20 protein-coding genes are annotated in these 25,194 nt (G+C 66.0%); 6 read left to right on the forward strand and 14 right to left on the reverse strand.

The window, feature by feature from the left end:
* Window positions 1-221: 221 nt before the first annotated feature.
* The 3 genes from ACJEIK_RS22725 to ACJEIK_RS22735 all read right to left on the reverse strand — a co-directional run bounded on the left by ACJEIK_RS22725 (window position 222) and on the right by ACJEIK_RS22735 (window position 2,169).
* The gene (locus tag ACJEIK_RS22725) at window positions 222-1,352 is read right to left on the reverse strand and encodes a YeiH family protein (protein WP_138250447.1); all 1,131 of its coding nucleotides are present in this window, start codon (window positions 1,350-1,352) and stop codon (window positions 222-224) included.
* Window positions 1,353-1,356: 4 nt separating this feature from the next.
* On the reverse strand, window positions 1,357-1,482 hold the full coding sequence (locus ACJEIK_RS22730; RefSeq protein WP_256370143.1) for a hypothetical protein: 126 nt from the start codon (window positions 1,480-1,482) through the stop codon (window positions 1,357-1,359).
* Between the two features lie 96 nt (window positions 1,483-1,578).
* Entirely contained in the window at window positions 1,579-2,169 is a 591-nt protein-coding gene (locus tag ACJEIK_RS22735; RefSeq protein ID WP_234880765.1) for a TetR/AcrR family transcriptional regulator, read from the reverse strand.
* Between the two features lie 94 nt (window positions 2,170-2,263).
* Between ACJEIK_RS22735 and ACJEIK_RS22740 the strand changes: the two genes are divergently transcribed.
* Together ACJEIK_RS22740 and ACJEIK_RS22745 are read left to right on the forward strand one after the other, a co-directional pair.
* Window positions 2,264-2,917, forward strand: a complete 654-nt coding sequence (locus tag ACJEIK_RS22740; protein ID WP_138250449.1) for an FMN-dependent NADH-azoreductase — start codon at window positions 2,264-2,266, stop codon at window positions 2,915-2,917.
* Complete coding sequence (locus ACJEIK_RS22745) at window positions 2,914-3,234, forward strand: multidrug efflux SMR transporter (protein WP_138250450.1); 321 nt, start codon at window positions 2,914-2,916, stop codon at window positions 3,232-3,234. The genes ACJEIK_RS22740 and ACJEIK_RS22745 overlap by 4 nt, the downstream gene beginning before the upstream one ends.
* 16 nt (window positions 3,235-3,250) lie before the next feature.
* On the opposite strand, the gene ACJEIK_RS22750 is transcribed toward ACJEIK_RS22745, so the two are convergent.
* The 3 genes from ACJEIK_RS22750 to ACJEIK_RS22760 form a co-directional block, all read right to left on the reverse strand.
* Window positions 3,251-3,976, reverse strand: coding sequence for a hypothetical protein (locus ACJEIK_RS22750; RefSeq protein ID WP_234880766.1), 726 nt, complete (start codon window positions 3,974-3,976; stop codon window positions 3,251-3,253).
* Between the two features lie 9 nt (window positions 3,977-3,985).
* Complete coding sequence (locus ACJEIK_RS22755; RefSeq protein ID WP_409430329.1) at window positions 3,986-6,337, reverse strand: arylsulfatase; 2,352 nt, start codon at window positions 6,335-6,337, stop codon at window positions 3,986-3,988.
* Between the two features lie 109 nt (window positions 6,338-6,446).
* The gene (locus ACJEIK_RS22760) at window positions 6,447-9,047 is read right to left on the reverse strand and encodes a LuxR C-terminal-related transcriptional regulator (RefSeq protein ID WP_267323924.1); all 2,601 of its coding nucleotides are present in this window, start codon (window positions 9,045-9,047) and stop codon (window positions 6,447-6,449) included.
* 215 nt (window positions 9,048-9,262) lie between these two features.
* Here ACJEIK_RS22760 and ACJEIK_RS22765 point away from each other — a divergent pair, with 215 nt between their 5' ends.
* The gene (locus ACJEIK_RS22765) at window positions 9,263-11,776 is read left to right on the forward strand and encodes an arylsulfatase (RefSeq protein ID WP_061007433.1); all 2,514 of its coding nucleotides are present in this window, start codon (window positions 9,263-9,265) and stop codon (window positions 11,774-11,776) included.
* Between the two features lie 52 nt (window positions 11,777-11,828).
* Here the strand turns inward: ACJEIK_RS22765 and ACJEIK_RS22770 are convergent, their stop codons facing one another.
* Complete coding sequence (locus ACJEIK_RS22770) at window positions 11,829-13,358, reverse strand: DUF1254 domain-containing protein (RefSeq protein ID WP_110784260.1); 1,530 nt, start codon at window positions 13,356-13,358, stop codon at window positions 11,829-11,831.
* A 302-nt stretch (window positions 13,359-13,660) separates the two neighbouring features.
* Between ACJEIK_RS22770 and ACJEIK_RS22775 the strand changes: the two genes are divergently transcribed.
* Genes ACJEIK_RS22775 through ACJEIK_RS22785 form a run of 3 tightly spaced genes read left to right on the forward strand, consistent with a single transcriptional unit; the run spans window position 13,661 to window position 17,093 of the window.
* Window positions 13,661-14,833, forward strand: a complete 1,173-nt coding sequence (locus tag ACJEIK_RS22775) for a lipase family protein (RefSeq protein ID WP_082761702.1) — start codon at window positions 13,661-13,663, stop codon at window positions 14,831-14,833.
* The gene (locus tag ACJEIK_RS22780; RefSeq protein WP_061007429.1) at window positions 14,830-16,203 is read left to right on the forward strand and encodes an alpha/beta hydrolase family protein; all 1,374 of its coding nucleotides are present in this window, start codon (window positions 14,830-14,832) and stop codon (window positions 16,201-16,203) included. The genes ACJEIK_RS22775 and ACJEIK_RS22780 overlap by 4 nt, the downstream gene beginning before the upstream one ends.
* A 2-nt stretch (window positions 16,204-16,205) precedes the next feature.
* On the forward strand, window positions 16,206-17,093 hold the full coding sequence (locus ACJEIK_RS22785) for a DMT family transporter (protein WP_061007430.1): 888 nt from the start codon (window positions 16,206-16,208) through the stop codon (window positions 17,091-17,093).
* 14 nt (window positions 17,094-17,107) lie between these two features.
* Here ACJEIK_RS22785 and ACJEIK_RS22790 read toward each other — a convergent pair whose 3' ends face one another.
* The 7 genes from ACJEIK_RS22790 to sigK all read right to left on the reverse strand — a co-directional run bounded on the left by ACJEIK_RS22790 (window position 17,108) and on the right by sigK (window position 25,166).
* Window positions 17,108-18,790 carry a glycosyltransferase family 39 protein gene (locus ACJEIK_RS22790; protein WP_234785274.1) on the reverse strand — a complete coding sequence of 561 codons (1,683 nt, stop codon included), beginning with the start codon at window positions 18,788-18,790 and terminating at the stop codon, window positions 17,108-17,110.
* Window positions 18,787-20,268, reverse strand: a complete 1,482-nt coding sequence (locus ACJEIK_RS22795) for a glycosyltransferase (protein ID WP_267323925.1) — start codon at window positions 20,266-20,268, stop codon at window positions 18,787-18,789. Before ACJEIK_RS22795 ends, ACJEIK_RS22790 begins: the two co-directional genes overlap by 4 nt.
* The gene (locus ACJEIK_RS22800; RefSeq protein WP_162563713.1) at window positions 20,265-21,128 is read right to left on the reverse strand and encodes a hypothetical protein; all 864 of its coding nucleotides are present in this window, start codon (window positions 21,126-21,128) and stop codon (window positions 20,265-20,267) included. Before ACJEIK_RS22800 ends, ACJEIK_RS22795 begins: the two co-directional genes overlap by 4 nt.
* Window positions 21,129-21,287: 159 nt before the next feature.
* A complete protein-coding gene (locus ACJEIK_RS22805; RefSeq protein WP_061002767.1) occupies window positions 21,288-21,767 on the reverse strand; it encodes a hypothetical protein in 480 nt (159 codons plus the stop codon).
* 1 nt (window position 21,768) lies between these two features.
* On the reverse strand, window positions 21,769-23,718 hold the full coding sequence (locus ACJEIK_RS22810; protein ID WP_234785561.1) for a hypothetical protein: 1,950 nt from the start codon (window positions 23,716-23,718) through the stop codon (window positions 21,769-21,771).
* 201 nt (window positions 23,719-23,919) lie between these two features.
* Window positions 23,920-24,606 (reverse strand): RskA family anti-sigma factor, encoded by a 687-nt coding sequence (locus tag ACJEIK_RS22815; protein ID WP_061010582.1) that lies wholly within the window; start codon window positions 24,604-24,606, stop codon window positions 23,920-23,922.
* On the reverse strand, window positions 24,603-25,166 hold the full coding sequence (gene sigK, locus ACJEIK_RS22820; protein ID WP_061002773.1) for an ECF RNA polymerase sigma factor SigK: 564 nt from the start codon (window positions 25,164-25,166) through the stop codon (window positions 24,603-24,605). The genes ACJEIK_RS22815 and sigK overlap by 4 nt, the downstream gene beginning before the upstream one ends.
* Window positions 25,167-25,194: the final 28 nt, after the last annotated feature.

Consider the following 25,194-nt stretch of genomic DNA (forward strand, 5'->3'; position numbering starts at 1 on the left):
GGGTTTTGTATGCACGCCAGATACCGACCTGGACGTGCGCGGTCTTGTTGTCCAAAGGCACGCGAGGTCACGTGATGACCGGGGTCTGCCCTGGGCAACCCTTACATAGTAGGCGAGCAGCCATAACGCTCCAAATCGCTGCTCAACCAGCCTTGAAAACAACGAAATGGTCGCTGCCGTTCGTCGGCAGCGACCATTCGTCGGTCTCGAACAGGTGGCGGTCAGCCCCCGATGCCCCAGCCCAGGACCCGCGAGGTCAGCAGCACCAGCGCCAGTGACACCGTCGCCACCACGACCAGGCCGATCACCGCGACGACGAGCGGGCGCCAGCCGGTCCGCGCGATCTGCCGGAAGTCGGTGGACAGCCCGACGCCCGCGAAGGTCAGCAGGAACGCCCACTTGGACACCGCGGCCAGGTTCGCGATCTGACCCTTGCTCAAGAGCCCGGCGGTGACGACGGCCGAGACCGCGAGGAAGCCGAGCACGAACTTCGGGAACTTCTGCCAGACGAACGCGGCCTTGGCACGCACGCCGGAGGCGACGGCGTCGGCCTCTCCCCTGGCGGCCCAGTAGATGGCGAAACCGAGGACGACGAAACCGATCAGCGCGTTGCGCACCGACTTCACGAGGACGGCAGTCTTGCCGGCCTCGTCGGAGAACAGGTAGCCGGTGGCCGTGGTCTCGGCGGTGTTGTCGACCGCGAGGCCGGCCCACAATCCGAACTCGTGGTCGGTCAGCCCGATGGCGTGCCCCAGCGGCGGCAGCACGAACAGTGCGACGGCGCCGAGGGCCAGGATCGACGCGATCGCGTAGCTGACGTCGGAGTTGCGGGCCCGGATGGCGCCCTTGGCCGCGATGATCGCCGACACGCCGCAGATCGATGTCCCGATGGCCAGCAGTGAGCCGAGCTTGCCGGACAGTCCGAACCACCGAGCCGCGGCGAGAATGATCGCGCCCGCGACGGTCATGTCGATCAGGATCTGCACCAGGCTGGTGGCGCCGAGCTTGAGGACGTCGCCGAGGACGAACCGCGCGCCCAACAGGACGATGCCGACCTTGAGCCAGAATTCGTACGTGGCCACGCCTGGACGGAAAATCCGGTGCAGCCCAACAGTATTGGTGATGATCAACCCGAAAACGATGGCCCACAGCACGTATTCGATGTCGGGCACGTGCCAGTGCTGCTGCTTGGCCAGCGCCAGCCAGCCGATCTGGGCATATTTTCCGGCCAGGCCCACCGCGATCAGCAGCAGCAGACCGGGCACGTAGTCGAGGAACCTGCGGGCGCCCGTGGATTCGGTGTGATCGCCCGATTCGACGTGGTCGGCGGTGTCAGCCGCATCGACGGTCATCGCGTCACCAGCCGATCTTCGGCAGGACGCCGGCCACGGCCAGTGCCGTCACGGCCAGCCCCAAAATCGTTGCCCACCAATCAGTCCCGACGCGGCTTATCCAGCCTTGCGTCGCGTCACTCTCTGTCATCACGCCTCTCCCGTCACCGATGTTGGGCTCATGGTGGCGGGTGCCGCGCCGCGTGCACAGGGATCTGCTCGCGCTGAATCTGAACGGACCCGCGGGTCAGCCGAGGACCGCGTGCGCCAGCCGCGTCAGCGCACCGCTGATCTGCGCGACGGACAGGCCACGGTCGCGTTGATGCAGGAAGTTCTCGGCAGCCAGCGGCGCCAGCAGGATGTCGACGAGCGCATCCGGGTCGGCGACGTCGGCCTGCACCAGCAGGGCGCGCACGTGGGCGGCCCAGAAACCGTAGGCCCCGGTGCCGAAGCGGGCGCCGCCGACCTCGGCGCCGAGCGCGAGATCCGCGTGCCGGTCGAGCAGGTCGACCATGGCGGCATAGAAGGCCGAAAGTCGTTCGGCGGGAGCAGCTCCCGGCCCGAGCGGGGGTTCTCCGGAGATCAGTTGGCGCTGCAGGGCGCGTTCATGTTCGTCGAGCAGCGCGACGGCGATGGCCGCGGTGTTGGGGTAACGCCGGTACAGCGTGCCGCGCCCGACGCCGGCCGCGGTGGCGATGTGTTCCATCGTGACGGTGCGCGGGTCACGAGCGGCGAAGACGTCCGCGGCCGCGGCCAGGATCCGGGCGCGGTTGCGCGCGGCATCGGCGCGCTCGGCGCCGGCGTCGTCACCGCCGAGCAGGTCCGCGCCGATATCCACCACTGCACGATAACTCACGTCCGGAATAAGTGGACACATTGTCCGGTTGTCTGCATCATTAACCGGACACTGTGTCCACTTTGAGAGGATCGCCATGACCACGCTGCTTCACCTGGATGCCAGCGCCCGCAACCCATCGATCAGTCGGCAGGTCAGCGCCGCGTTCGCGCGGGCCTGGCGCGCGGCGGCACCCGGCGGGACCTACCGCTACCGCGACGTCGCGGCCGACCCCGTGCCGTTCATCGACGCCGGCTGGACCGAGATCTGCGATGCGGCACTTGCCGCCGGCGTCACCGACCTCGACGAGCTGGCCGACCTGGCACGCACCCCCGCCCAATCCGCGGCCTGGGCCGTCGTCGAACCGCTACTGGCCGAATTGCGCTCGGCCGACGTCGTGCTGATCGGCACGCCGATGTACAACTATTCGATTCCGGCCGCCCTGAAGGCCTGGCTGGACCAGGTGACGTTTCCGCGAATGTCGTTGGCACCCAGGCGGTTCGTGGTCGCCACCGCACGGGGTGGCGCCTACTCGCCGGGCTCGCCCAAGGCGGCCTTCGACTATCAGGAGCGGTTCCTGCGCGACTTCTTCGCCGGGCATTTCGCCGTCACCGACACCGTTTTCATCAACGCCGAACTGGCCAACTCCCGGGTGGATCCGACGCTCGCCCAGTTCCGGAACGGGCACGACGCATCCCTGGCGGCCGCGCTGAGCACCGCCCGCGCGTTGGCTGCGGAGTATGCGAAATGAACTGGCTCATCCTCGCTTTGGCCGGCGGCGTGGAGATCGCCTGGTCGCAGAGCATCAAACCGACCGACGGATTCACCCGCCTGCTACCGACGGTCATCTGCGTTGTCGTCGGCGCGTTGTCGGTGTACCTGTTGTCGCTGGCGATGCGGACGCTGCCGGTGGGCACCGCCTACGCGGTGTTCACCGGCATCGGCGCGGTGGGTGCCATCGCCATCGGAGTGCTGGTCCACAAGGATCCGCTGAACATCGGCCGGGCGGTGGCCTTGTCGATGATCGTCGGCGGAATCATGTTGGCGCGCTTGACCAATCCCGAGTAGTGAGCGCCGGCCCCGCTCAGCCCATCCGGATACCGAAATCCCCCAGCAGCACCGGCTTTGCCGCATCGAGCCCCTTCGAACCAGCGGGTCCCTGCAACTGCAGCGCGATGAGGTAGTCCCCGTTGTTGGTCCACACATGCACGATGCGGTCGACGTAATCGCTGCCGGAGCCGGGCTTGTCGGCAAGCACACCCATCAGCTTCTGCCCGCTGTAACCGCACAATTCGTCGGGCAGGATGCTGACGCTGTTGAATTCGTGGCCCGCGGTGCGCGCGTCGGCGTATCCCTGGAACGCCGCGGCGGCATCCTGCGGCGTGGGAGTGATCTTCACGGTTCCGGTCAGGCCGTCGGGGCCCGTCAGGTTCAGCCCGACATCACCGGACGGCGGCGCGCCCGGACTGAATCCGTCGGGCACCGCGACGACGACGGTCGGCGACCCGGGTGCTCCGGTGGACGCGGTCATCGTCTGCGCGGGCGGGCTCGGCGGGTCGCAGACCTGCTCCCCGGCCGCGACAGGGCGTTTGGTGGTCTCGACCACTCCGTACGTCGGCAGGTCGGGCATCTTCGACCCGGATGCCGCCGTCGACGTCGACGTCGACGACGGAGCAGACGTACTGGTCGTGGTGGTGGTGCCGTCGGGTTTGGTTGTAGTGGTGGGCTTCTCGTCGGTCTTACCGCCGCAGGCTCCCAACAGCACCGCCGCCGACATCGCGGCGGTGCACCGGATGATCGGTCCGCTCATCTCAGTCCCCTAGTCCTTGCAGAACGCCTTGGCCAGTTCCTGTTCGACGTCAAGATACGGCGTACCGGAGATGTCGACGACGACTTTGGCGATGGTGCCGCCGACGAAGGGAAACGGGGCCCGGTAGCGGTTCGACACCGGCTGGCCCGCGTTGCGCCCGACCGCGACGCCGCCGCCGGCGAGGCCGAAGGTGCCCGGGTGGGCGCGGATATCCGGGCGGGTTGCCACCACCGCGTCGTCGATGCGCAGCTCGACGGTGCCGAGCGGAGTGTGACTGCCCGCCACGGTGCCGGTGCGGTCGTAGTGGACGCCGAACACGTGCCGCCCCAAGGGCAACGGATCGAGCGCGGACACCACCTGCTCGTCTTCGCCCATGAAGTTGTAGACGTACTGCAGCCGGCCGTCCTGGACGAACAGCACATGTCCGCCGTGGCCGGCGCCCTGCTTGAAGAGCACCCCTTCGGCGGCCGCCGATTCGACGTCGACCTCGGCCAGTACCGAGAACGACTGTCCCCGCAGTTCGACGCCGGCGCCGATGCCCACCTCGGCGGTGCCCGGGTAGTAGGTGAAGGTCTGGCGGTCGCGCATCAGGTAGGGGCGGTCCCGCAGCAGCGTCTCGAACACGTTGAGGTCCGCCAGCGGCAGGCCGTTGTACTTGGCCGCCTCGGCGAACCAGAGTTCCTGCATTTCAGCGAGTTTCGTCGGATTCTCCGCGGCGAGGTCGTGGCACTGGCTGCGGTCGGACGCGATGTGGAACAACTCCCAGCGGTCCTTGTCGAAGTGCGACCACCCCGACGGCGTGGCGGCGTGCACCGTGCCCGCGAACCAGCCGTCGTGCCAGATGCCCCGCGTGCCCAGCATCGCGTAGAACTGCGTCGCCTTGCCGGTGCCGGCCGCCGAATCTTCCAGGGCTGCTTTGAAACTCACTCCTTCGAGCGGCCGCTGCGGCACGCCGCGCACCTCGGTCGGTGGTTCGATGTCCAGCAGGTCGTAGACGGTCGGGGTGATGTCGGCGACGTTGACGTAGTTGTCGCGCACTTCGCCGTGTGCGGCGATTCCGTTGGGCCAGCTGATGATTGCGGTGTCGGCAATACCGCCCTCGTGCGAGGCGTAGCGCTTGAACAGCTTGTAGGGCGTGTTGAAGGCCATCGCCCAGCCGATCGGGTAGTGGTTGTAGGTGTCCGGTGAGCCCAGGGTGTCGAAGTACCGCATGCTCTCTTCGACGGTGTCGATGTAGCCGTTGAAGAACTTGTTCTCGTTGACCGAACCGTTCGGGCCGCCCTCGCCGCTGGCCCCGTTGTCGGAGATGACGACGATGAGGGTGTTGTCCAGCTGGCCCGACTCTTCCAGGTAGTCGAGAATCCGGCCGATCTGGGCGTCGGTGTACGACAGGAAGCCGGCGAACACCTCGGCCATGCGGGCGAACAGCCGCTTCTCCTCGTCGCTCAGCCCGTCCCAGGGCCGCACGGTGTCCTGCAGCGGCCATGGCTCATCGTTCGGCCCTTTGACGTCCAGATACGGATTCATCGGCGAGAGCTCGGTGTCCGGCGGCACGATGCCGAGCCGCTTCTGGTTCTCCAGCACCAGATCGCGGTAGGCCTCATAGCCCATGTCGAACTTGCCGGCGTACTTGTCGGCCCATTCTTTGAACACGTGGTGCGGCGCGTGCCCGGCGCCCGGGCAGACGTAGGAGAACCAGGGCTTGTCCGGCGCGATGACCTTGGCGTCGCGGATGAACTCGATGGTCTTGTCCGCCAGGTCTTTTGACAGATGGTAACCCTCTTCCGGAGTGGCCGGCGGGGCGACGGGGTGATTGTCGTAGACGAGTTCCGGGTACCACTGGTCGGTCTCGCCGCCCATGAAGCCGTAGAAGCGTTCGAAGCCCCGTGACAACGGCCAGTGCCGTTTGGTGGACGCGAGGTTCGACTCCTCCAACGGCGTCAGATGCCACTTGCCGACGCAGTAGGTGTTCCAGCCCTTCTCGGCCAGCACCTCGGACAGCAGAGCGGTCTCAAAAGGTATGCGGCCGTGGCAGTTCGGGAAGCCGTCGGTGAACTCCTCGATGGTGGCCATTCCCACTGAGGTGGCATTGCGACCGGTGAGCAGCGACGCCCGCGTCGGCGAGCACAACGCGGTGGTGTGGAACTGCGACAGCCGCACGCCGCGATCGGCGATGCGGCGCATGGCCGGCATGTCGACGAGGCCGCCGAAACAGTCCCAGGTAGCGATGCCGGTGTCGTCCCAAACGAGGTAGAGCACGTTGGGAGCGCCCGTCGGTGCGACCGGTGCCGCGTAGGGAGTCCAGTCGGCCTCGGAGTCGCGGATGTCGAGTTTGATCTTGCCCTGAAATTCAGTTGCCATGACGCCTCGTCCCGGTCAGTATTCGCCGATCCCGGCGATCCGCCCGGAGATTACACCCGGGAGCTGGGCTGCGCCCCGGATATTGACGTTCGCGCACCCGGTCGTGAGGTCAGGGACGGACTGCCCTGATCGCCTCGCGTCGATTCGCCACGGCAAGCTTGCGGTAGATCGACCGTTGGTGGGTTTTCAGCGTGTTCAGCGAGACCCCCATCCAGTCGGCGATTTCCTGAGACGTCATCGCGGTCCGGAGGTGCGCCAGCACCTCGAGCTCGCGTGGAGTCAGCGCAGATGCCGATGACACCGCCTTGGGCTGCTCGACCAGCACCAGCGCTTCGGCCAGGAACTCTTGATGAGCGGTGGTCGGCAGGTGCGCCGCAAGCAATTCCCGGCAAACCGAATCGGCGTTGTCGACGAACTGGTACCGCACCCGCTCCTCGCGCGCCAGACCGAGCACGGTCTCCAGCCCCCGATGTGCGGCGGCGGCGCGGCCCTGCTCCCAGTCGAGCAAGGCCAGTGTCAGGAGTGCGTAGACCTCGACGTTGACAGGCGCCTCGACCGCCAGCGCCTGGCGCGCCAACCGATCCGCCAGGTCCGGGTCGGCAAGCCGACGGCACATGCCGGACAGCACCGCGGAGATCATCGGAACATGTTCGCGGCCAACGATGCTGGCGGCGGCGTCGAGCGCCTCCTGGCGGCGGCCACGGGCCTCCGCCAAGCGGGCCCGGCTGGCGGTCTTGTAACTGTTCCACGGCACCCCGTGGGTGTCGAGGTCCGGCATCCGGCGGACGGTGGCCTCCGCGACTCCCAGGACGTCTTCCACGCCGAGCGTCGCGGCGGCGAACGCGAGCATCATCCGTCCGGTGTCCGGATAACCCACACCCACGGACGCACTCACCGAAACGAGGTAGTCGACGGCAACGTCCATCTGGCCACGCCAGAGACTGATCCAGCCGGCGGTGAAGCGCTCGATGCCGTCGCCGTCGTGCGACAACCACAGCTCGGGCGACGGGTCAGCGACGGCCTGGGCGGACTGGAGCGCGGCGAGAGCCCTATCGAACTCTCCGGCGTGCGCCGCGGCGAATGCCAGGTTCTGTCTGGCCCGGTGGGCTACCTCTGTCAGCCCCTGTGCCGTGCATTCGTGAACGGAGGATTCCAGATACGCCGATCCACGCGACGGCCCTCGGCGCAATCTCGAATCGGCCCAACCGATGACGAACAGGGCGCACGCGTATGCCCGCGGTGCTACGACGTCGCGGTCCCCCAGTACCGCCTCCGCACGGGCCGCGGCGGCGGCCATCGCGCCACGATCATCAGCTACCAGGATCGTGCACAGGTCCGCGATGAACTCCATTCGACGCGGATCGGCGCCGGCGGTTGCCGCAGACCTGGCGCGGTCGAAAAGCAAAGCAGCCGCGACACTGTCGCCTGCCATCGCCCGGCATGAGGCGCGGACCATGAGGACTTCGGGATTCTCGCCGAAAGCTTGGTTCAGGCGCGCACAGGCGTCATCGAGCGCGTCCGATCGAGACTGCAGCAGCAATTCCAGCCAGTGGTCGGCGATGATCTCGAACCCGGCGCGTGGATCGCTACCGCGGATCGCGCACTCGACCGCCTCCAACGGGTACGTGGCAGCCAGCTCGACGGCGGCGATCCGGTTCAGGCGCTGCCACTCACCGGGCCGGGTGCGGCGAAGTATTTCGCGACAGTGCCGGACGAAGATCGCATGCCATTGATAGAAAGTGCTCTCGCCTGCGCCGAACTGTTCTACGAACAGACCGGATCCGACACACTCTCGCAACAGCGAAACCGCGTCTGCCCGTCCGGACAACGCGACAGCGAGTCGTTCGTCGAGTCGGGCACAGACCGTCGCGCTGAGCACGAAGTCGGCGAGCTCGCGTCGCAATCGAGACAGCACGGCGGTTTCGAGGTACTCGGTGAGGTCGGCGGAGGAGACCGACGACGGCGCACTACCAGACACCAGCATCAACCTGACGGCCGCCGGCCATCCACCCGTGGCAACCGAAATCTCTTCGATACCAACATCTTCCACAGGAATGCCCGATTGCAGCGCCAGTGCCGCGATGTCATCGTGAGTGAACGCCAGGTCATTGGCCCCGATCACCGCGACCTGGCCATGCACCCGAAGACGCGACCATTCGGGTCCTACCGAATCCGTGGTCGCCAGCACGAAACTGAGCCATGGCGGCCCCAGCTCGATCAGCTCGAACACGTCGGCTTCGCGCCAGGCCGCGCGCGCCTGCTGAAAGTCGTCGATGACCACCGTCAGCGGTCCGAGTGGGTCTATCTCCATCAATGCTGCCACCGCCGACGGATACGACGACGTCTGCAGTACTTCGGCGACCTCGGCAATCTGCCGCCCCAGCCCGTCATCGCCGGCCGCACGCGCGCTGTTGCCCATCGCGGTCAGCAGACCGCGCAGTACGTCGTCACGGTTGGCGACCCGCACCGTCAGCGTCAGCCAGGCAACCGAGCCCGGCTTGTTCGCAGTCCGTTCCGCGGCCCATTGCGACAACGCCACGGTCTTGCCGTAACCCGACGGCGCTGCGACAACGATCGCCCGTTTGCGGTCGCATTCGGCATCCAGCAGCCGACTGATCGTCCGGCGCGGCAGCATGTCCGGCCGGGCGACCGGGATCGTGGCGAGAAACCAGGGCACCGGCCGCATCGCAGAAGTTCCGTCCGCCGCCACCGCCCAAAAATACCGGATCCAAGAATGCCGATCCATGTCACCCGAAAAGGGTGATATCGATTGCTTGACCATTTCTTTGTCGCTCTACCGTATTCGCTGAAATTGCCCATCGCGACGAAAAACCGTTGGCACAGGAGGTAATCCGACGCACCGACTTACGAGCGCCGATCGTCAGAATGGCTGCGAATGATGCCGATCTTCTCGATAATGGCGCCATGGCATCCGATATCTCACCGTCCGAGCCCGCTCCCGAATCCATCGGCCCGAAGCTGTCCCGACGATCGATGATCGGCGGGTTGGCCGCCGCGGCCGGCGTCGCCGCGGGGTCGTCGATCATCGCGGGGTGCGAAAACGACAAGGCCAGTACCGCAAGCGAGGGCGACGGCAGCGCGGCCGCCAACGAAGTCATGAAGGACTTCAAGGGCGAGGTGAAGCTCGACGTCCGTGACTCGAAGCCGGACTGGGGCCCGTGGGAGCTCAAGCACGCACCCGAGGGCGCACCGAATGTCCTGGTGGTGCTCTACGACGACACCGGGATGGCGTCGTGGTCGCCCTACGGCGGCCGGATCAACATGCCGACGATGCAGAAGTTGGCCGACAACGGCCTGATCTATTCGCAGTGGCACACCACCGCGCTGTGCTCGCCGACCCGGTCCTGCCTGTTGACCGGACGCAACCACCATGTGAACAACTTCGCGAACATCGCCGAAGGTGCCCAGGGATTCCCGGGAGCATCGGGCCGACTGCCGGAAGAGTGCGCCACCATTGGACAGGTGCTGCAGCAGAACGGTTACAGCACGTTCTGGGTCGGCAAGGATCACAATGTCCCGGAACAGGATTTGGCCAGCGGCGGCAGCCGGTCGCAGTGGCCGGTACAACAAGGCTTCGATCGCTTCTACGGCTTCCTCGGTGGCGAGACCAACAACTGGTACCCCGATCTGGTCGAGGACAACCGCTACATCGAGCAGCCGTATTCGCCGGAGCAGGGCTACCACCTGTCGAAAGACCTTGCGGACCAAGCTCTTCGGATGTTGCGCGACCAGCGCGCCACCAACCCGTCGAAGCCGTGGTATCTGTGGTTCTGCCCCGGCGCCAATCATGCGCCGCACCACAGCCCGGCGGAATACGCCGCAAAATACAAGGGCCAGTTCGACGATGGCTATGAGGCCTACCGTGAGTGGGTGCTCAAGCGCATGAAGGACAAGGGCATCCTGCCGCAGGACACCAAGCTCACCCCGATCAATCCGCTGCCGAAGGATGTCGCGATCGACGCGGACATGGTGCGGCCGTGGAACACCTTGAGCCCGGACGAGAAGAAATTGTTCTCCCGGATGGCCGAGGTATTCGCCGGGTTCTCCGAGTACACCGACGCCCAGGTCGGCCGTATCGTCGATTACCTCGAGCAGACCGGCCAGATGGACAACACGCTGATCTTCTACTGCGCGGACAACGGCGCATCGGGCGAGGGATCACCCAACGGTTCGGTGAACGAGAACAAGTTCTTCAACGGCTACCCCGATGATCTGACCGAGAACATGGCGATGATCGACAAACTCGGCACCCCGGCGACGTACAACCACTACCCGACCGGGTGGGCCGTGGCATTTTCGACTCCGTTCCAGATGTTCAAGCGGTATTCGCAGTTCTCGGGCGGCACCTGCGACCCCATGGTCATCCACTGGCCCAAGGGCATCAAGGCCAAGGGCGAAGTCCGGCACCAGTACCACCACGTCACCGACATCGTGCCGACCATCCTCGACGTCATCGGCCTGAAGATGCCCGACACCTTCAACGGCGTCCCGCAGTTCCCGGTCAACGGGGTCTCGATGAAGTACACCTTCGACGCCAAACCGGACGAGCCGACCAAGAAGAAGAACCAGTATTACGCGATGCTCGGCACCCGCGGCATCTGGCAGGACGGCTGGAAGGCCGCCGCCCTGCACGCACCGTTGAGCAGCAAGGGTCATTTCGACCAGGACAAGTGGGAACTGTTCCACGTCGACGAGGACCGTTCGGAATCGACGAATGTCGCCGACCAACACCCGGAGAAGCTCAAAGAGTTGCAGGACCTTTGGTTCGAGGAAGCCAAGAAGAACTTCGTGCTGCCGCTGGACGACCGTACGGCCACCGAGCAGCTGACCATCGAACGGCCACAGTTCGAACCACCGCGCGAGCAGTACCTCTACTACCCCGACGCCTCGCCCGTGCCCGAAGCCGTGGCGGTCAACATCCGTGGCAAGTCGTACAAGATCATCGCCAACATGGACGTGACCCCGCAGGCCCAAGGCGTCATCTTCGCGCACGGCTCCCGGTTCGGTGGACACGCCCTGTTCATCAAGGACAACAAGCTGTTCTACGTGTACAACTTCCTCGGCATCCCGCCGGAGCAGGTGTTCACCTCGCCCCCACTGCCCCCGGGCAAGCACGACCTGGGCGTGGAGTTCATCCGGGAACGCGCCGGCAAGTACGGTGAATCCGTCGGCACCGCAAAGCTTTACGTCGACGGCAACACCGTCGCGCAAGGACCCATGCGGGCACAGATCGGCAAGTTCACCCTCGCCGGCGACGGCTTGTGCGTCGGCTACGACAGCGGCGACAACGTGTCGAACCTCTACCAGACACCGGGCCGCTTCACCGGCGGCACCATCAACGTGGTCGCGGTGGACGTCAGCGGCAAGGCGTACATCGACCTCGAGAAAGAAGCAGCGGGCGCCTTCGCGCGAGACTGACTCACGGCGACAGGATGGGGTACCGGCCCGCAGCCGGTACCCATTCTGGCGTCTAGATCGCTTCGACGGCAGGCGGTTTCCAACTTCCGTCGAGAATCCCCTGCTTACCCCAGTACGCCCGGATGTACAGCGAAAAATGTCCGTCCGGCGCCGGCAGCCAGTTCGACTCCCTATCCGGCCCCGGCGATTTCGCACCGGCGTAGATCGTCAACGAGCCGTCCGGGTTGGTCACCAGGTTCTTGTTCTTCGTGCCCAATGAGTACCGGTTCAACGGGTTCGGATTGAACAGATGCTTGTCGTTATAGAGCGTCAGCGACCAGAATCCGTTCACCGGCGGTGTCTGGCCCGCGGCGAATGTCACCCTGTAGCTCCGACTTCCGGCGAGCGGCGCGCCGGTGACGTCCCCGTCTGTGTAGAAATACTGCGTCTCGGCCGGCCGGTTGTCGAACATGTTCGATCTCGCGGTACCGGTGCGGTTGAAGTAGTCGACGCCCCACTGCGCGTTGTTGGTGGACCGGTTCCAGCCGTTGCCCGCCGGGCGGCCGTTGTGTGCCCACTCGAAGAACGGTCCGATGACATCGTGTTCGGTCGCCACCGCCGTATCGACGAGAACCTGATGCAGCGGAGGGTCCTGCTTGGCGGCGCCGAGCAGTGCCCGGAATTGCGCATAGATGGCTTCCTCGCCCGGCAGTGGTGGCACGGTGTCGAGCACCTGACCGAACTGGTCGAAGAATCGGTCCGGCACAACCCATTTCGTCTCACCTGCGCCGACATCCGATGGGGGTGCGGGGATCACTGGCAATTTGGCCCATTCGACGGTCTTGAGCTTCCCGTCGAATTCGGCGAGCGGATAGATATTGACCTGGTTGATCACCGCCTGGATGGCTGCTCGGTCCTCCGGGGTGTCATCCATGAAAATCCGTGGAATCGCCGCCGCCAGCGCCGTCGACGAACGGATGACCGCCTCGACCCCATTCGGCTTGTCACCCTTCCAATTCGGACCGGCCAGCAGATAGAAACCAGGCTTGGTGCGGTAGGGCTTGCCCACCTCCCCGAATTGGTCTGTGCGCTGGTCATACAGCGCGTACACCCAGAACCGGTCACCGAAATCGGGCACCTGGACGATCACCGGCTGTTCGTCGAGCGACAGGTACGACAACCCGTAAACCACGTCCTGGTTGGGGCAGGCTACGAAGGTCTCACTCGGCTGGATGTAATCCGAGAGCATTGCCAGCCGCCCCTGCGGCGCCGCCGGCAACACCCCACTGAGCAGCCCCGGGTGCGGCGCCTTGGTGATGGTGTCGTGCCGGTTGATCATGTTGACCATCGGCCAGCCCCACACGCAGGCGAACTGACCGACGGTCTTGGCGTACCCGGGCGTCATCGAGATACCGGCTGCCGGTTGAGCCAACTGAGGCACCGAGCGGCCCGGGGAACTGGGGGCCGCCGAGGTCGACGTGCCCGGCGCTGATTCGGCTGAGTCCTTGCCCTTGGCACATGCCGCCGCCACCGCGACTGCGCCGGTCGACGCCGCAGCCAACCCTGCGGCCCGCAACGCATTTCGGCGTGAGAATTCGGTCATGTGAAAGTTGCCCTCTCGTTGGACGATTCACGGCACGGGGCGTCACGCCCGCATCAGCAGCCAACTCCGACAAGTGAAACCTACTGCACCAGAATTCAAAAGACTTCCAAAAGAACGTCACTCATCCGTTGTGGGTGAGCGACGACTGGACCGCAACCACGGTGGAATTTGCCGCAGAGAGCACGTCGGACAACTCCGCGTCCCGCACAGCACACGTGGCCCGAAACTGTTCCCGCAATTGCCCCGAATCGGCGGCCGGGGCGGCTCTACTATCGGTGCACGGACCGGGGAGGGACCTGTTGATGCTGCGGGCTTTGGCGCTGTTGTCGGCGATGCTCGTCGCGCTCACCGGCTGCGGCGGGACGTCCCCGAAAGCGAGCCAGACAACCCCATCGGCCACGTCGACCGATGACCCGTCGTCGGCTCCTTTGACGAATGTGGTCCCGACGGTGCGCGATGCGGCCGCGTCGATGCACGTCGTCACCCACGTCTCCCGTTCGGGCGTCAACGATGGCGGCACTCACGTCTCGACGTCGGTGTTCGTGCCCAAGAGCAATCCGCCTGCCGGTGGCTACCCCATCGTGGCGCTGGCGCATCAGACGACCGGGTTGTCCGCAGAGTGCGCCCCGTCGCAGTCGGACACGCTGCTCGGTCTGGCGCCCACCGTGGAAGGGCTGCTGCGGGCCGGTTACGTGGTGACGGTGCCCGACTATCAGGGCCTTGGTAAGCCGGCCGTCACCGACGACGAATACAACCACTACTACCCGTATCTCGACTCGGCGACAGCCGGCTACAACGTCATCGACGCGGTCCGCGCCACGCACGCCACGGTGCCGCAGACATCGACGTCATGGGTGGCGCTCGGCTTCCGCGAGGGCGGACAGGCCGCATGGGCCGCCAACGAATTGACCGACGGCTATGGCAGTGACCTCAAGTTCTTTGGTTCTGCGAGCATTTCACCCGTCGCCGAGGTCAGCGGGCTGGCCGACGCGGCCCAGAACGGCACGCTGAACGATGCGCAGAAGGTCGTCTACATCCGCTATCTGGCGGCCATCGGCCGCGAATACCAATACGACATCGAACTCGACGACTACCGACGCGGTGCCGCCGGTGAGCAGTGGGACGCGATGCTCAGCTGCCGGCCCGATGCACCCACCGCGCCGGCGCAGATCACCGCCGCGGATCTCCGCCCTACGGACGAGAAGGCCCTGGCCGCGCTGCGCGCCTATCTGAAGAAGACCAACCTGCCGCAGGGTCCAGCGCTGGCTCCGATGCTCGTCATCCACGGCGATACCGATCCGGTGAGCCCGGGGGCATGGACCGACCGCGCGCTCGATGCGGCCTGCAAGATGGGCGACTCCATCGCCATCCAGAAGCGCCCCGGTCCGCAGACCGATCCGCTTGCGGCACTGGCCTGGATCGGTGATCGGTTCGCCGGCGCGCCCGCCCCCAACGATTGTGGGGGCCGCAGGTGACGAACCTGTCGCTGACCCATGGTCTGATCCCCATCACCCTGCAGCTGCTGGCACTCGTCGCCATCGCCGTCGCGGTCGGCCGGCACCGGTCGACGAAGTGGCTGAAACGTGCAGTGCCGGGCGCGGTCCTGACGGGGCTCGGCCTCGCCGCCGGCATGCGGCTGTTCGTCAAAGATCGGGGCTGGTCGGTCGACGCGGTGTCCTATCAATCCGTCTTCTGGGTCTTCATGACCGGCTTCGCCCTGGCGATCGTTGTCGCCGGTTGGCGGGGCAGCAACTGGTCTCGGCGGGTGGTGTCGGTTCTTTCGGTGCTGTTGGCCGTGGTGTGCGGCTTCGCTGCGCTCAACACCGCAACGGGCTACTTCCCCACCGTCAAGGTGGCAATGAGTCGTCTGAGCGACGCCAAACCCAAGCAGTGGATCGATGAAGCCCAGCTGGCCGATCTGATCAAGAGCGGTGAACAACCCGTCCGCGGCACGGTAGTCCAGGTCGACATTCCCGGTGACGCATCGGGTTTCGATCACCGCACCGAGCTGGTGTACCTGCCCCCGGCGTGGTTCGCCAGCAACCCGCCACCGCACCTACCCACCGTGATGATGGTCGGCGCCGAGTTCAGCCACCCAAACGACTGGCTGGAATCAGGTGGCGCCCTGAAAACTCTCGACGACTACGCAGCGCTGCACTACGGCACCACGCCGGTCGTCGTGTTTCCGGACACCAGTGGCAAGTTCGACAACGACACAGAGTGCGTGAACGGGCCGCGCGGGAACGCCGCCGATCATTTGACCAAAGATGTGATGCCGTATGTGATCTCGCGCTTCAACGTCAGTCCCAAGGCGTCCAACTGGGGGCTGGTGGGTTGGTCGTCCGGCGGTACCTGCGCCCTGGTCACCGCGGTCCGCAACCCGGACATGTTCACCGCGTTCGTCGCATTGGACGGCCAGTTGGGTCCCAACACCGGCACCAAACCACAGACCATCGGCCGGCTGTACGGCGGCGACGCAGACGCCTGGGCGGCATTCGATCCGCGGACCGTGATAACCAAACACGGCCGATACGAACACATGTCGGCCTGGCTGGGCGTTTCGGGTGACGTCGCGACGGTGCATCGCGCGGCCGGTGACAATCCGCCGGACCCGAGTTCGATCGAGCCATGGGATCTGTACAACGACGACCGCGGTCCCAACGCCAACAAGCTGTGCACCCTGCTCAGCGGTTACGGCATCGAATGCTCCGTGGTCGGTTATCCGGGTGAGCACGACTTCGATTCTGCCGGAGTCGCTTTCGCGAAGGCACTCCCCTGGCTGGCCTACGAGGTCGGTACGCCGCAGTCACGTAAGAAGTCGTTGCCGGGCTCCCGAGGAAACTGACCATGCCACATCTGAGCCTCGTCATCGCCCTCGCGCTGGCAGCGGCCTACCTGTTCGCGCTCGCCGCGCATTTGCAGCGCAGGGGATCTCAACAAGTCATGGCAGGTACCACCGCGTCGGCACAGGAGTCGGGCGGCGCCAAACGCCTGCTGCAAGGGCTGCCGGCCAATCGGACCTGGCAGTGGGGCGTACTGGCCAATTTCGGCGCGTTCGCGTTGCAGGCCGCGGCCCTGGCCGTCGGGACGGTTGCGACGGTTCAGCCGCTGATCGCGACGCAGTTGCTGTTCGTCCTCGTGCTCGCCTCATTTCAGCAGCACCGGTGGCCGGCGGTCCGCGACGGACTGTCTGCCGCGGCGGTGTGTGGCGGCATCGCACTGCTGCTGTCGACCGAGGGCAGGATGGGTTTGGCCGGCCATCCGGACCGTCCACGCATCATTCTAACGGTGGTCGCCGTGGTGGCCGTCATCGCGGTTCTCGTAGCTGCCGGCCGCAGAGCTCCGAGCTGGTTGGCGAGCATGCTTCTCGGCACCGGAGCCGGGCTGTTTCAAGCCATGAGCGCCGGATTCATGAAGCTCGCGCTGCGCGACTACGCCCATCGCGGACTCGCCGACATGCTCGCCGATTGGCCGGTCTATGCGGTACCGGTCTCAGTTCTCGGTGGTGTGGTGTTGGGCCAGTTGGCTTTCGCCACCGGCACCCTGCCGCCCGCGGTGGCGGCGATGAGCGTCACCAACCCCGTGGCGAGCCTGGCTTTCGCGCTGTTCGCCTTCGAAGTGCTCCCGCGGGAACCCGCAGTCCTGGCGGGAATTGCCGTGTCCGGCGTGGTCATCGCCGTCGGCCTCGTCGGCCTCGCCGCCTCACCGAGCACCCGTGAGTATCTGACCGAGTGACTTCCGGACTCGGCTCACGACGCGGTGTGAGCCGGGTCGTGAACCCGATAGAGCCGCCAGATCGGCTGATCCTTACCGTCGTTGGGGACCTCGAGCTCCAACGTGGCGACATTGCCGCCGGTCTCGTACAGCGTCGGATAGCGCAGGTTCAGCGCATCCGAGGTCCCGCGGCCCTTGTTGGGCACCGCCAGCATGTACCTGATCGTGTGGGCCGTGGGATCGTTCAAGATGGCGACAAAGTCCGGATCGGACGGCACCACGAACATCTGCGGTCGGCGCGACGCCACGATTATCGAGAATGCATAGACGGGGTCCGCAAGGATCGAGCCGTCGGGCAGCTGCATCCGGTCCAGGTACGCGGCGATCTGCCGCTCCGTCGAGAAGGTCGCGGCCAGCCTGCGCTGGTCCAGGTTGCGTTGCCCGGTCGCGTTCGGCGACGCGAACAGCGCCCCCAGCCCGTACTCCTGCGGGGCGTATCTCGCCGACGTCATCGCCAGCCCGGCGACCGGAACGCAGCACGCCAGCACCACTGCGGGCAGGACATACGCCCAGCGCCGCGACCGCGGAGGCGGATCCGATTCGGGCACTGCGTAATTCCCGCGCCGGGTCGGTGTCCGCAGCGTCCCGTTCGGGACGCAGAAGTAGGTGATGGCGGCCGCGAACGGGATCGCGATGATGTAGTACCGCAGGAACGGGAAGGTCGCCCCTTTGGAGAACGTGTAGACCTGGAAGCTCAGGACCGCGCCGAAGATCACCAGCGGTGCGACCAGCATGGGCCACCCGGACCGTCGCCAACGGGCCACCACCGCCCACCCGATCAGCGGCGCCAGCGTCACTGCCAGCAGCGAGAACGACGCCAACGAGTAGACGATGCCGTCCCACATCGACGATTTCGCGGCTCCGCCCTCCTGCGCCAGGATCGCGGTGTTGCCGTACTGCGAACTGAACTGCGCGAATGCCAGTCCGGTGATCAGCCAGCTGGCCACCGCCCAACCGATGAACGCCAGGAAGCCCGGCCCACTGACCAACACCATGTCCAGCAACGCGCGTTTGAACCGCGGCGTTTTCGCCGCCCGAGCGAATGTGGTTATGGCAACCAGGAATCCGGCCGCGGCGATCACCGCGGCCGCGTCATAACGGGTCAGATATGCCAGGCCCATCGCGATGCCGCCGGCCGCGACGAGGTGATGGACATCGTCATCGACCATCCACATGATGAGCCGCCGTGCAGACCACACGATGAAGAAGATGAACGGTGCTTCGCTCATGCCGTTGGAGCCGTAGAAGACGATCATCGGGTTGAGCGCGAACAGTGCGACGACGGTCAGGATGAAGCTGCGCGGGACCCCGCGATCGAGCCCGATACCGAGCATCTGGAACACCGCACCGGCCATGAAAGCGGCCGACATCAGCGAGCCGGTGAACGCGCGCGCCACCACGTCGGGAAACAGCGGGCCGAGGGCAACGAACGGGATCTGCACCGCCGCGGTCAGCGGCGTGAAGATGAACCCGATGGCGGCCACGTGTGGGGAACGACTGAACAACACGCTCTGTGCGGCCGCCACCCGGGCGAGTGCGTCGCCGATGATGAAACCGTGCCGCACCTGCAGCCAGTACCCCACCGCGGCATATCCGACGAATACAACGACGAAAGCGGCCCACTGCAACCGGCGTCCGGTCATCTGCGAGACCCTCATGTCGGCTGCTCCTGAGGTTCCGCCAGCCCGTGGAAGGTCTTCTCCCAGTAGGACGGTTTGCGGATCAGCTGATAGGTGCCCTTCGCCGCGGCGACGCTCATCATGAGCCAGAAGAGCGGCACCGTCAGCGCGGGTATCAGCAGGTCCGCCCGGTCATCTTCGCGCAGCGCGATGAGGCTCATGTAGATGGTGGCGATGTTGCCGATCGACAGCGCGGCGAGCGAGGGAAAGTAGATGTACCACGGGAACACCGCCTCGATGGCGGACGGCTGGCCGAGGAACCAGAGCACCGTGATGAGCCAGAACAAGAGGTTCATCACCGCGATGATCGGCGTGCCGAACAGCACCACGTTGAACCTGACAAAATTGCGGAAACCCAAGGTACGCAACAACTGCCGCGGACGGCGCATCTGGACCAGCCAGGTCTGCAGATAACCCTTCAGCCAGCGGGAGCGCTGCCGCACCCAGTTGATCGGATCGCTGTTCGCCTCTTCCAGCGTCACCGAGTCGACGATCGCGGTCTGATACCCGGACGCGGCGATGCGCAGGCCCAGGTCTGCGTCCTCGGTGACATTGTGCGGGTCCCACGCGCCGATCTTGTCCAATACCGGGTGCAGCAGATGATTCGACGTGCCGCCCAGGGGAATCGGTGAATTGCTCCGCATCAGCCCCGGCAACAGATACCCGAACCACAGCCCGTATTCGGCGGTGAACCAGCCGGTCAGCATGTTCTGGTGACCGTTGTAGTACGCCAGTTTCGCCTGCACGCAGGCGGTGTTGTCTGGGAGCTGCCGGAAGGCGGCCACCACCCTGCGCAGCTGCAGCGGTTCGGGCACATCCTCGGCGTCGTAGATCGTCACGATCTCACCCGTGGAGAACTGCAGGCCGTAGTTGCAGGCCTTGGGTTTGGTGCGAGGTTCGGCCGGCGGCACCATCAGGATGCTGACGTAATCGATGTCGGCACAACCCTTTGCGGCCGCGATGGTGACATCGTCGTCCGCTTCCAGTAGCAAGAGCACTTGCAGCTTTTTCCGCGGATACTCGAGCGCCGCCATCGAGCCGACCAGATTGGCGACGACCTCCGGCTCGTTGTAAGCCGGGACCAGAATCGTGTAGTCCGGCAGATCTTCGTCGGGAATGGCTCGCGCCTCGTCATCGGAGATGACGATGGCCCGGGCCGCCAGTCCCGTTCTGAAGGTCAGGATGCGGTCGACCATCGACACCACATACGCCAGAGTGCACAGCCCGACGAACGTCACCGCGGTGGCCTGGGGCCACAGCACGGCGCACACCACGGTCACCGCGAGCAGTCCCCACAGTGCCGCGCGCTGCCAGCCGAGCACCGGGACCGACGCCGAACGCAGCGGGTCGTCTTCGCGAAGGCCGTCCACAGCGCGGTGCAGGGCACGCTGCTTCTCGGCGTCGGTGGCCTCATCCACCGACAGCAGGCGGTCGCGGTGCTCGTACTGGACCCTCATCCGCGCGCCTCGAGTTGCGCGGCAACGACTTTGCGACCGACTTCGGTCAGCATGTCCGCGTCCTTGAACTGCGCGGCCCGGTTGGAGACGGCGGAGTTGCCCCGAAACAGCACCACCAGAAGCGAATTCAGCACACTCGGCACCGAATGCCCCGGCTCCGGGATGGGTGCGCCGTCTTCGTGATAGTCGACCGAGAACATCAGGATGCGCTGCGCGGTGGATCCGTGATGCCAGGTCCACAACATCACATTCCACGTCACCAACAACTGGTCATCGGTTGCCGAGAACAACTGGGCGACCACGCCCGAGCCGAGGTCGATCGCGCGAGGCGGGCTCACCCGCGACCGCGGCAGCGGGTACAGGGTGATGCTCGGATACACCTCGAACGCGAACGGATTGCGTGTGGAGATCGAGTCGATCACGACGAGCCGAGGCTGGGACAGCTTGTCCCACTTGGGGTTGCCTGTGTCCGCGCGAATCTCCTGGCGGATGAACATCGCATCCGAACCGTAGAGCCGTGCGACTTTCGGGTATTCGGTCTGCTGGACCTGATGCCAGCCCGCGGACACCCGCAACGGTTTCCAGAAACCAGTGCCGTCCACGACGATGTCGTCCGGGTTCCAGATTCTCGGCAGCGGTACCAACGCGAGCAGGACCGCCACCACCGCAACCATCGGCACAGCCGTCCACACCTGTTTGGTCGCCAGTGGCGCCAATTCCCGCACAGCCGGCTTCTTGATCGAACCGCGCCGATACATGACGGCCACCGTGACAACGACCGCCGTCAGCGAGGGCACCACCTGATAGGCGAGCAGCGGGCCGTCCGGCGCGACGACGGACAGTACGGTGAGCGCTGCCAAGCCCACCCCTAATGCCACTGCCGCACCGGTTATCCCACGCCTGCGCGCGGTACCCACACAGATCCCGGCCGCCCAGACCGGAACCACCATGGTCGCCAAACCCGCGGCCGTCCGGTCACTGCCGAGGAGCACCACCAGCACGTGGTACGGCAGCGGAAACTACAGCAGAAGGATCAACCACACTGCCGCATAACGGATCACGGGGCGTAGGCCGAACAACACGATGGTGCAGCCGAGCACGAACCACCCCATCGCCACCAAATCGAGTCGCAACAGACTGAAATACAGGGTGTAACGCCCCAGCAGCACCCCGTGCAGCAGGAGCGCGACTCCCAGCACCATCGCACCGACAATGATGTCGGTCTCCCGGTCATGGATGGGCAGTTCGCGGCGCTCGCGACGGGCGATGCCGACGGTCGCCAACAGCCCGGCCACCAGCACCATCCAGATGTAGCCGTTGAGGGTGTTGCCGACCGTTGCCTCGACCAGGATCAGCAGGCTGCGGTGGAACGCGACGACGGTAAGGAGCGCTATGTAACTCCACCGCAGCACCAACCGCCCGGTAGTGCTGCGGAACCACGGCGGCACGGCCGGCGTGGGACCCGGCGGATCGATGAGCGACGGCGTCCTGGCCGTCACGTCAGCGGGCCGCCTTACGCCCGCGCAGGACCGTCATGCCCGCCGCGCCGAGCAATACGACGACCACGCCACCGCCCAACCACGGCACCCAGGCCGGCAGCCCGCCGGATTCCGGCGGGGGTTGCCCAGTGTCGGTCTTCACCACGACCGGGGGATGACCGGGCATGGCGACCAGTGCGGTGCCATCCAGATCACGCCAGTGCCGAACGTCATTCGCAAGCCAGCCGAGCAACGAATCCAATTGCGCAGCACTGCCGTTCGAGGTCGCGACGAGAAGCGTGCGGCTACCGCTGTACAGCGTCTGCAGCGATCCGAACGGCTGCGCCGGATCCAGCGTCAATGTGGCGGCACCGCCCTTACCGTCACTGCCGGCGACGGTGATCGGACCGGTGGCCCCGGCCGACACCGGCAATGTGATGTCCTTGCGATCCCAGCCGTCGGCCGCGATCAGCACTGCCGGCAGCTCCGCCCCCGCGGCACGGTCGAACGGCACCACCTCGGAGTCCAGTGGGCGTTGGCTCAGGTGCTGCAGTCCCGTCAGGATCGTCACGGCGCGCACCGTATCGGCAAATGCGTCGGGCCCCTTCATCCCGATCAGCACCTTCGGCATCAGCGCCTGTGGCAATGACTGGAACCCGAGTGGAGACGGCGGATCGGCCAACTGGCTCTGCACCTCGGTGGCACCGTCGATGGTCAGCGTGATCGGCTGGAATTCGCCGCAGCGTCCAGTGTTTCCGGCTGCCTCGACGGCGACATCCAGATTGGTGAACCGGGTCACCAACCGGTCCGGGATGTCGACCCACCGATCGATCGCACCGGACGAATCGGCCGGCCACCGTGTCAACACATCATCGCCCACCCGCACGGTGACCTGCCCGCCGATCGTCGACGGCAGCGGCGTGTACGAACCTTCCAGGTGCACCCGCAGCCCTCGTGCCACGCGCCCCAGCCGGGTCTGGTCCAACGGAATGGTCACTCGCGGATTCGTCAGCGCCGTGGAGTTCACGCCGGGCTGCCCCAGCTCCCGAATGGTGGTCAGGTTCGTCGGCAATTGCGCGACGGTGGCCAGCGGTCCGGCCACGGCTTTCGAACTCAGCGCCAGCCGCGAGAGGTCACTGCTGAGCAGTCGGACCTGATTGGCGATCGCGCCGGGCGGCCCGGAGATCAGCAGGGACGGCATGCCGACTCCGGGCTGCAGTGCCACCGAAGCATTCTGGCTCTCGCGGATGAACACCTGCCGCTCGAACGCTGCCGGCGGCCCTGGCGGCACCGTAGCACCGTCGAAGGGCTGGACCGATACTGCTGTGCCCTGCGAACCGTAATGCGCCACAACGGAAGTTGCCAGCTTCACGGCTGCATCCGACTCCGTCGGCGACGGTGCGCCCGGCAGGAAGATCGTCAGGCGGTGCAACACCGGCGGCAGAAACTCCCCCACCGTGGCGGGGGGCGTTTCAGCTCCTCCGAACGACACCGCAACGCCATTAAGCCGCAACGGATTCGACGGATCGTAGACACAGTTGTCGAGCACCGGAATCAAGTTGACCCGCAATCGAACCGTCAGCGCGTTGTCGATCACCTGCGCCCCCGCCAGCGCGATGATGATGGGACTGCGGTCCGGCGGCAGGTCGGTACGCGACACCGTCCGGTCGTCCTGGATGACGGTGATGGCCCCGCGCTGGATGTACGGCGGGAGGTCCACCGTGGCGGTCAGCGCAGTAGGAGTCAGCCCAGCGGGCACCGGAATGGAGATCGTCGTCTCGGCCTGCAATCCGTAAAAGGCCAGGGATCGGCCGAATCCCAGTGAATCCAACGACAGTGACACAGCACTCGATGTCCCGACCGGAGCGTCCCCCGGGGCCGCGTGCACGACGGCCGCCCCGCCCGAACCCAGCGCCAATACCGATAAACCGCTTATCAGAATCCTCGACAAACGAATCAGCACCGAATTCATAGTTGGAGAGTATTCGGAAAGCGGGGCGGAATTTGAACAATCCGGCGTAATCACCGCGGTCCCATGGATTTCGAAGCGCCCCTCATCCGATTCGGATGAGGGGCGTGGGCAATTAGCGAGCAGACACAAAACTGTCCATTTTCAGCAGGGAGTCGACAGTTTTGCGTCTGCTCGGGAAATAACCGGGCGACCCATTTCGCATCACGGCAGCACCACCCGCGCCACCATGTCGCCGGGCGGCGCATCAGCCGCGCGCACCGCCGGCTCGACAGTCAGACCCAGCGCCGTGGCCCGCCCGATGTCCGAAACCATGACCGCGCGCGTGTCCCGGATCGGCGGCCCCGACTGCACCGGAACACCGTCCTTCATCAACCACACCTGGTACGCCATGCCCGGCGGCGGCGGAGCGGCACCGTCGAACATCACCATGCCGTCCCCGCGGGCCCGCGAGTACACGACGGTCGCCGTGCCACCGGACCGCAACGGGGTGGAGACGCTGCGGACGTCGGGCGCGGTCATCACCTGTTCGGCGACCGGGGATGCCGGCGGCGGCCGCAACATCCAGCCCGCCGCGAACGCGCTGCCACCGACGGCCAGCACCGCCGCCGCGACGAGAATTGCACTGCGCCAGCGACGTTCGTGAGCCTGACGACGGTTGCCGTGCAGCACAGCTTCTCTCAGCGCCGCCGGTGGCGGCACGGCCGTCGCGTCCGACAGGGTCACGAGCGTCTCGCGGGCCTCGGCCACCTGACTGCGGAACGCCTCCGCCACGGCGCCGGGCGCCGTGGCCAGCCGCCGCTCGATCTCGGCACGTTCAGAGTCGGAGACGGCGTCCAGGGCATACGGCACCGCCAGCTCCAGCAGATCGAATTCGGACGGATCGGTCATGGTGTCCCCAGACAATCACGAAGCTTGCGCAGCCCTTCGCGCATCCGCGATTTCACGGTGCCGAGACTTGTGGCCAGTCGCTCGGAGACCTGCACGTAGGTCAGGCCGTCGTAATAGGCCAACTCGATCGCCGCACGCTGCGAATCAGTGAGAGCGCCGAGGCAGCCCACCACGCGCAGACGATCGTCACCCCGCACCGCAGCCTCCGCCACCACATCCGAGGGCCGATCGAGATGCCTTGTGCCGTAGTCCCGTTCACGCCGGGCGCGCGCGGCCTCTGCACGCACCCGGTCAACCGCCCGGCCGTGCGCCAGCGTCAGCACCCAGGCCACCGCCGAACCCTCGGCGGGGTCATAACCGGCAGCCGCACGCCACACCTGTGCGTACACCTCCTGCGTCGTCTCCTCGCTGTAACCGGGGTCCCGCAGCACCCGCAGGATCAGGCCGAAGACCCGGGCACACGTCGCGTCGTAGAACGACGCGAACGCGTCGGCATCCCCTTCCGCGACACGCTGCAGCACGGCACCGAGATCGGGGGCGTGCTCAGACGATGCGGCCATCGTCGAGCAGCCTAGCCTCACCCGTCAG

Source organism: Mycobacterium sp. SMC-16 (assembly GCF_046250085.1).
GTDB classification, from domain to species: domain Bacteria; phylum Actinomycetota; class Actinomycetes; order Mycobacteriales; family Mycobacteriaceae; genus Mycobacterium; species Mycobacterium phocaicum.

Coding starts and splice junctions, on each gene's coding strand:
- ACJEIK_RS22725 (WP_138250447.1), bottom strand. CDS start 1,352: ATGACCGTCGATGCGGCTGACACCGCCGACCACGTCGAATCGGGCGAT.
- ACJEIK_RS22755 (WP_409430329.1), bottom strand. CDS start 6,337: ATGGCAACTGAATTTCAGGGCAAGATCAAACTCGACATCCGCGACTCC.
- ACJEIK_RS22815 (WP_061010582.1), bottom strand. CDS start 24,606: ATGACCGATCCGTCCGAATTCGATCTGCTGGAGCTGGCGGTGCCGTAT.
- ACJEIK_RS22775 (WP_082761702.1), top strand. CDS start 13,661: ATGCTGCGGGCTTTGGCGCTGTTGTCGGCGATGCTCGTCGCGCTCACC.
- ACJEIK_RS22730 (WP_256370143.1), bottom strand. CDS start 1,482: ATGACAGAGAGTGACGCGACGCAAGGCTGGATAAGCCGCGTCGGGACT.
- ACJEIK_RS22750 (WP_234880766.1), bottom strand. CDS start 3,976: ATGAGCGGACCGATCATCCGGTGCACCGCCGCGATGTCGGCGGCGGTG.
- ACJEIK_RS22765 (WP_061007433.1), top strand. CDS start 9,263: ATGGCATCCGATATCTCACCGTCCGAGCCCGCTCCCGAATCCATCGGC.
- ACJEIK_RS22770 (WP_110784260.1), bottom strand. CDS start 13,358: ATGACCGAATTCTCACGCCGAAATGCGTTGCGGGCCGCAGGGTTGGCT.
- ACJEIK_RS22795 (WP_267323925.1), bottom strand. CDS start 20,268: ATGAGGGTCCAGTACGAGCACCGCGACCGCCTGCTGTCGGTGGATGAG.
- ACJEIK_RS22785 (WP_061007430.1), top strand. CDS start 16,206: ATGCCACATCTGAGCCTCGTCATCGCCCTCGCGCTGGCAGCGGCCTAC.
- ACJEIK_RS22810 (WP_234785561.1), bottom strand. CDS start 23,718: ATGAATTCGGTGCTGATTCGTTTGTCGAGGATTCTGATAAGCGGTTTA.
- sigK (WP_061002773.1), bottom strand. CDS start 25,166: ATGGCCGCATCGTCTGAGCACGCCCCCGATCTCGGTGCCGTGCTGCAG.
- ACJEIK_RS22740 (WP_138250449.1), top strand. CDS start 2,264: ATGACCACGCTGCTTCACCTGGATGCCAGCGCCCGCAACCCATCGATC.
- ACJEIK_RS22790 (WP_234785274.1), bottom strand. CDS start 18,790: ATGAGGGTCTCGCAGATGACCGGACGCCGGTTGCAGTGGGCCGCTTTC.
- ACJEIK_RS22745 (WP_138250450.1), top strand. CDS start 2,914: ATGAACTGGCTCATCCTCGCTTTGGCCGGCGGCGTGGAGATCGCCTGG.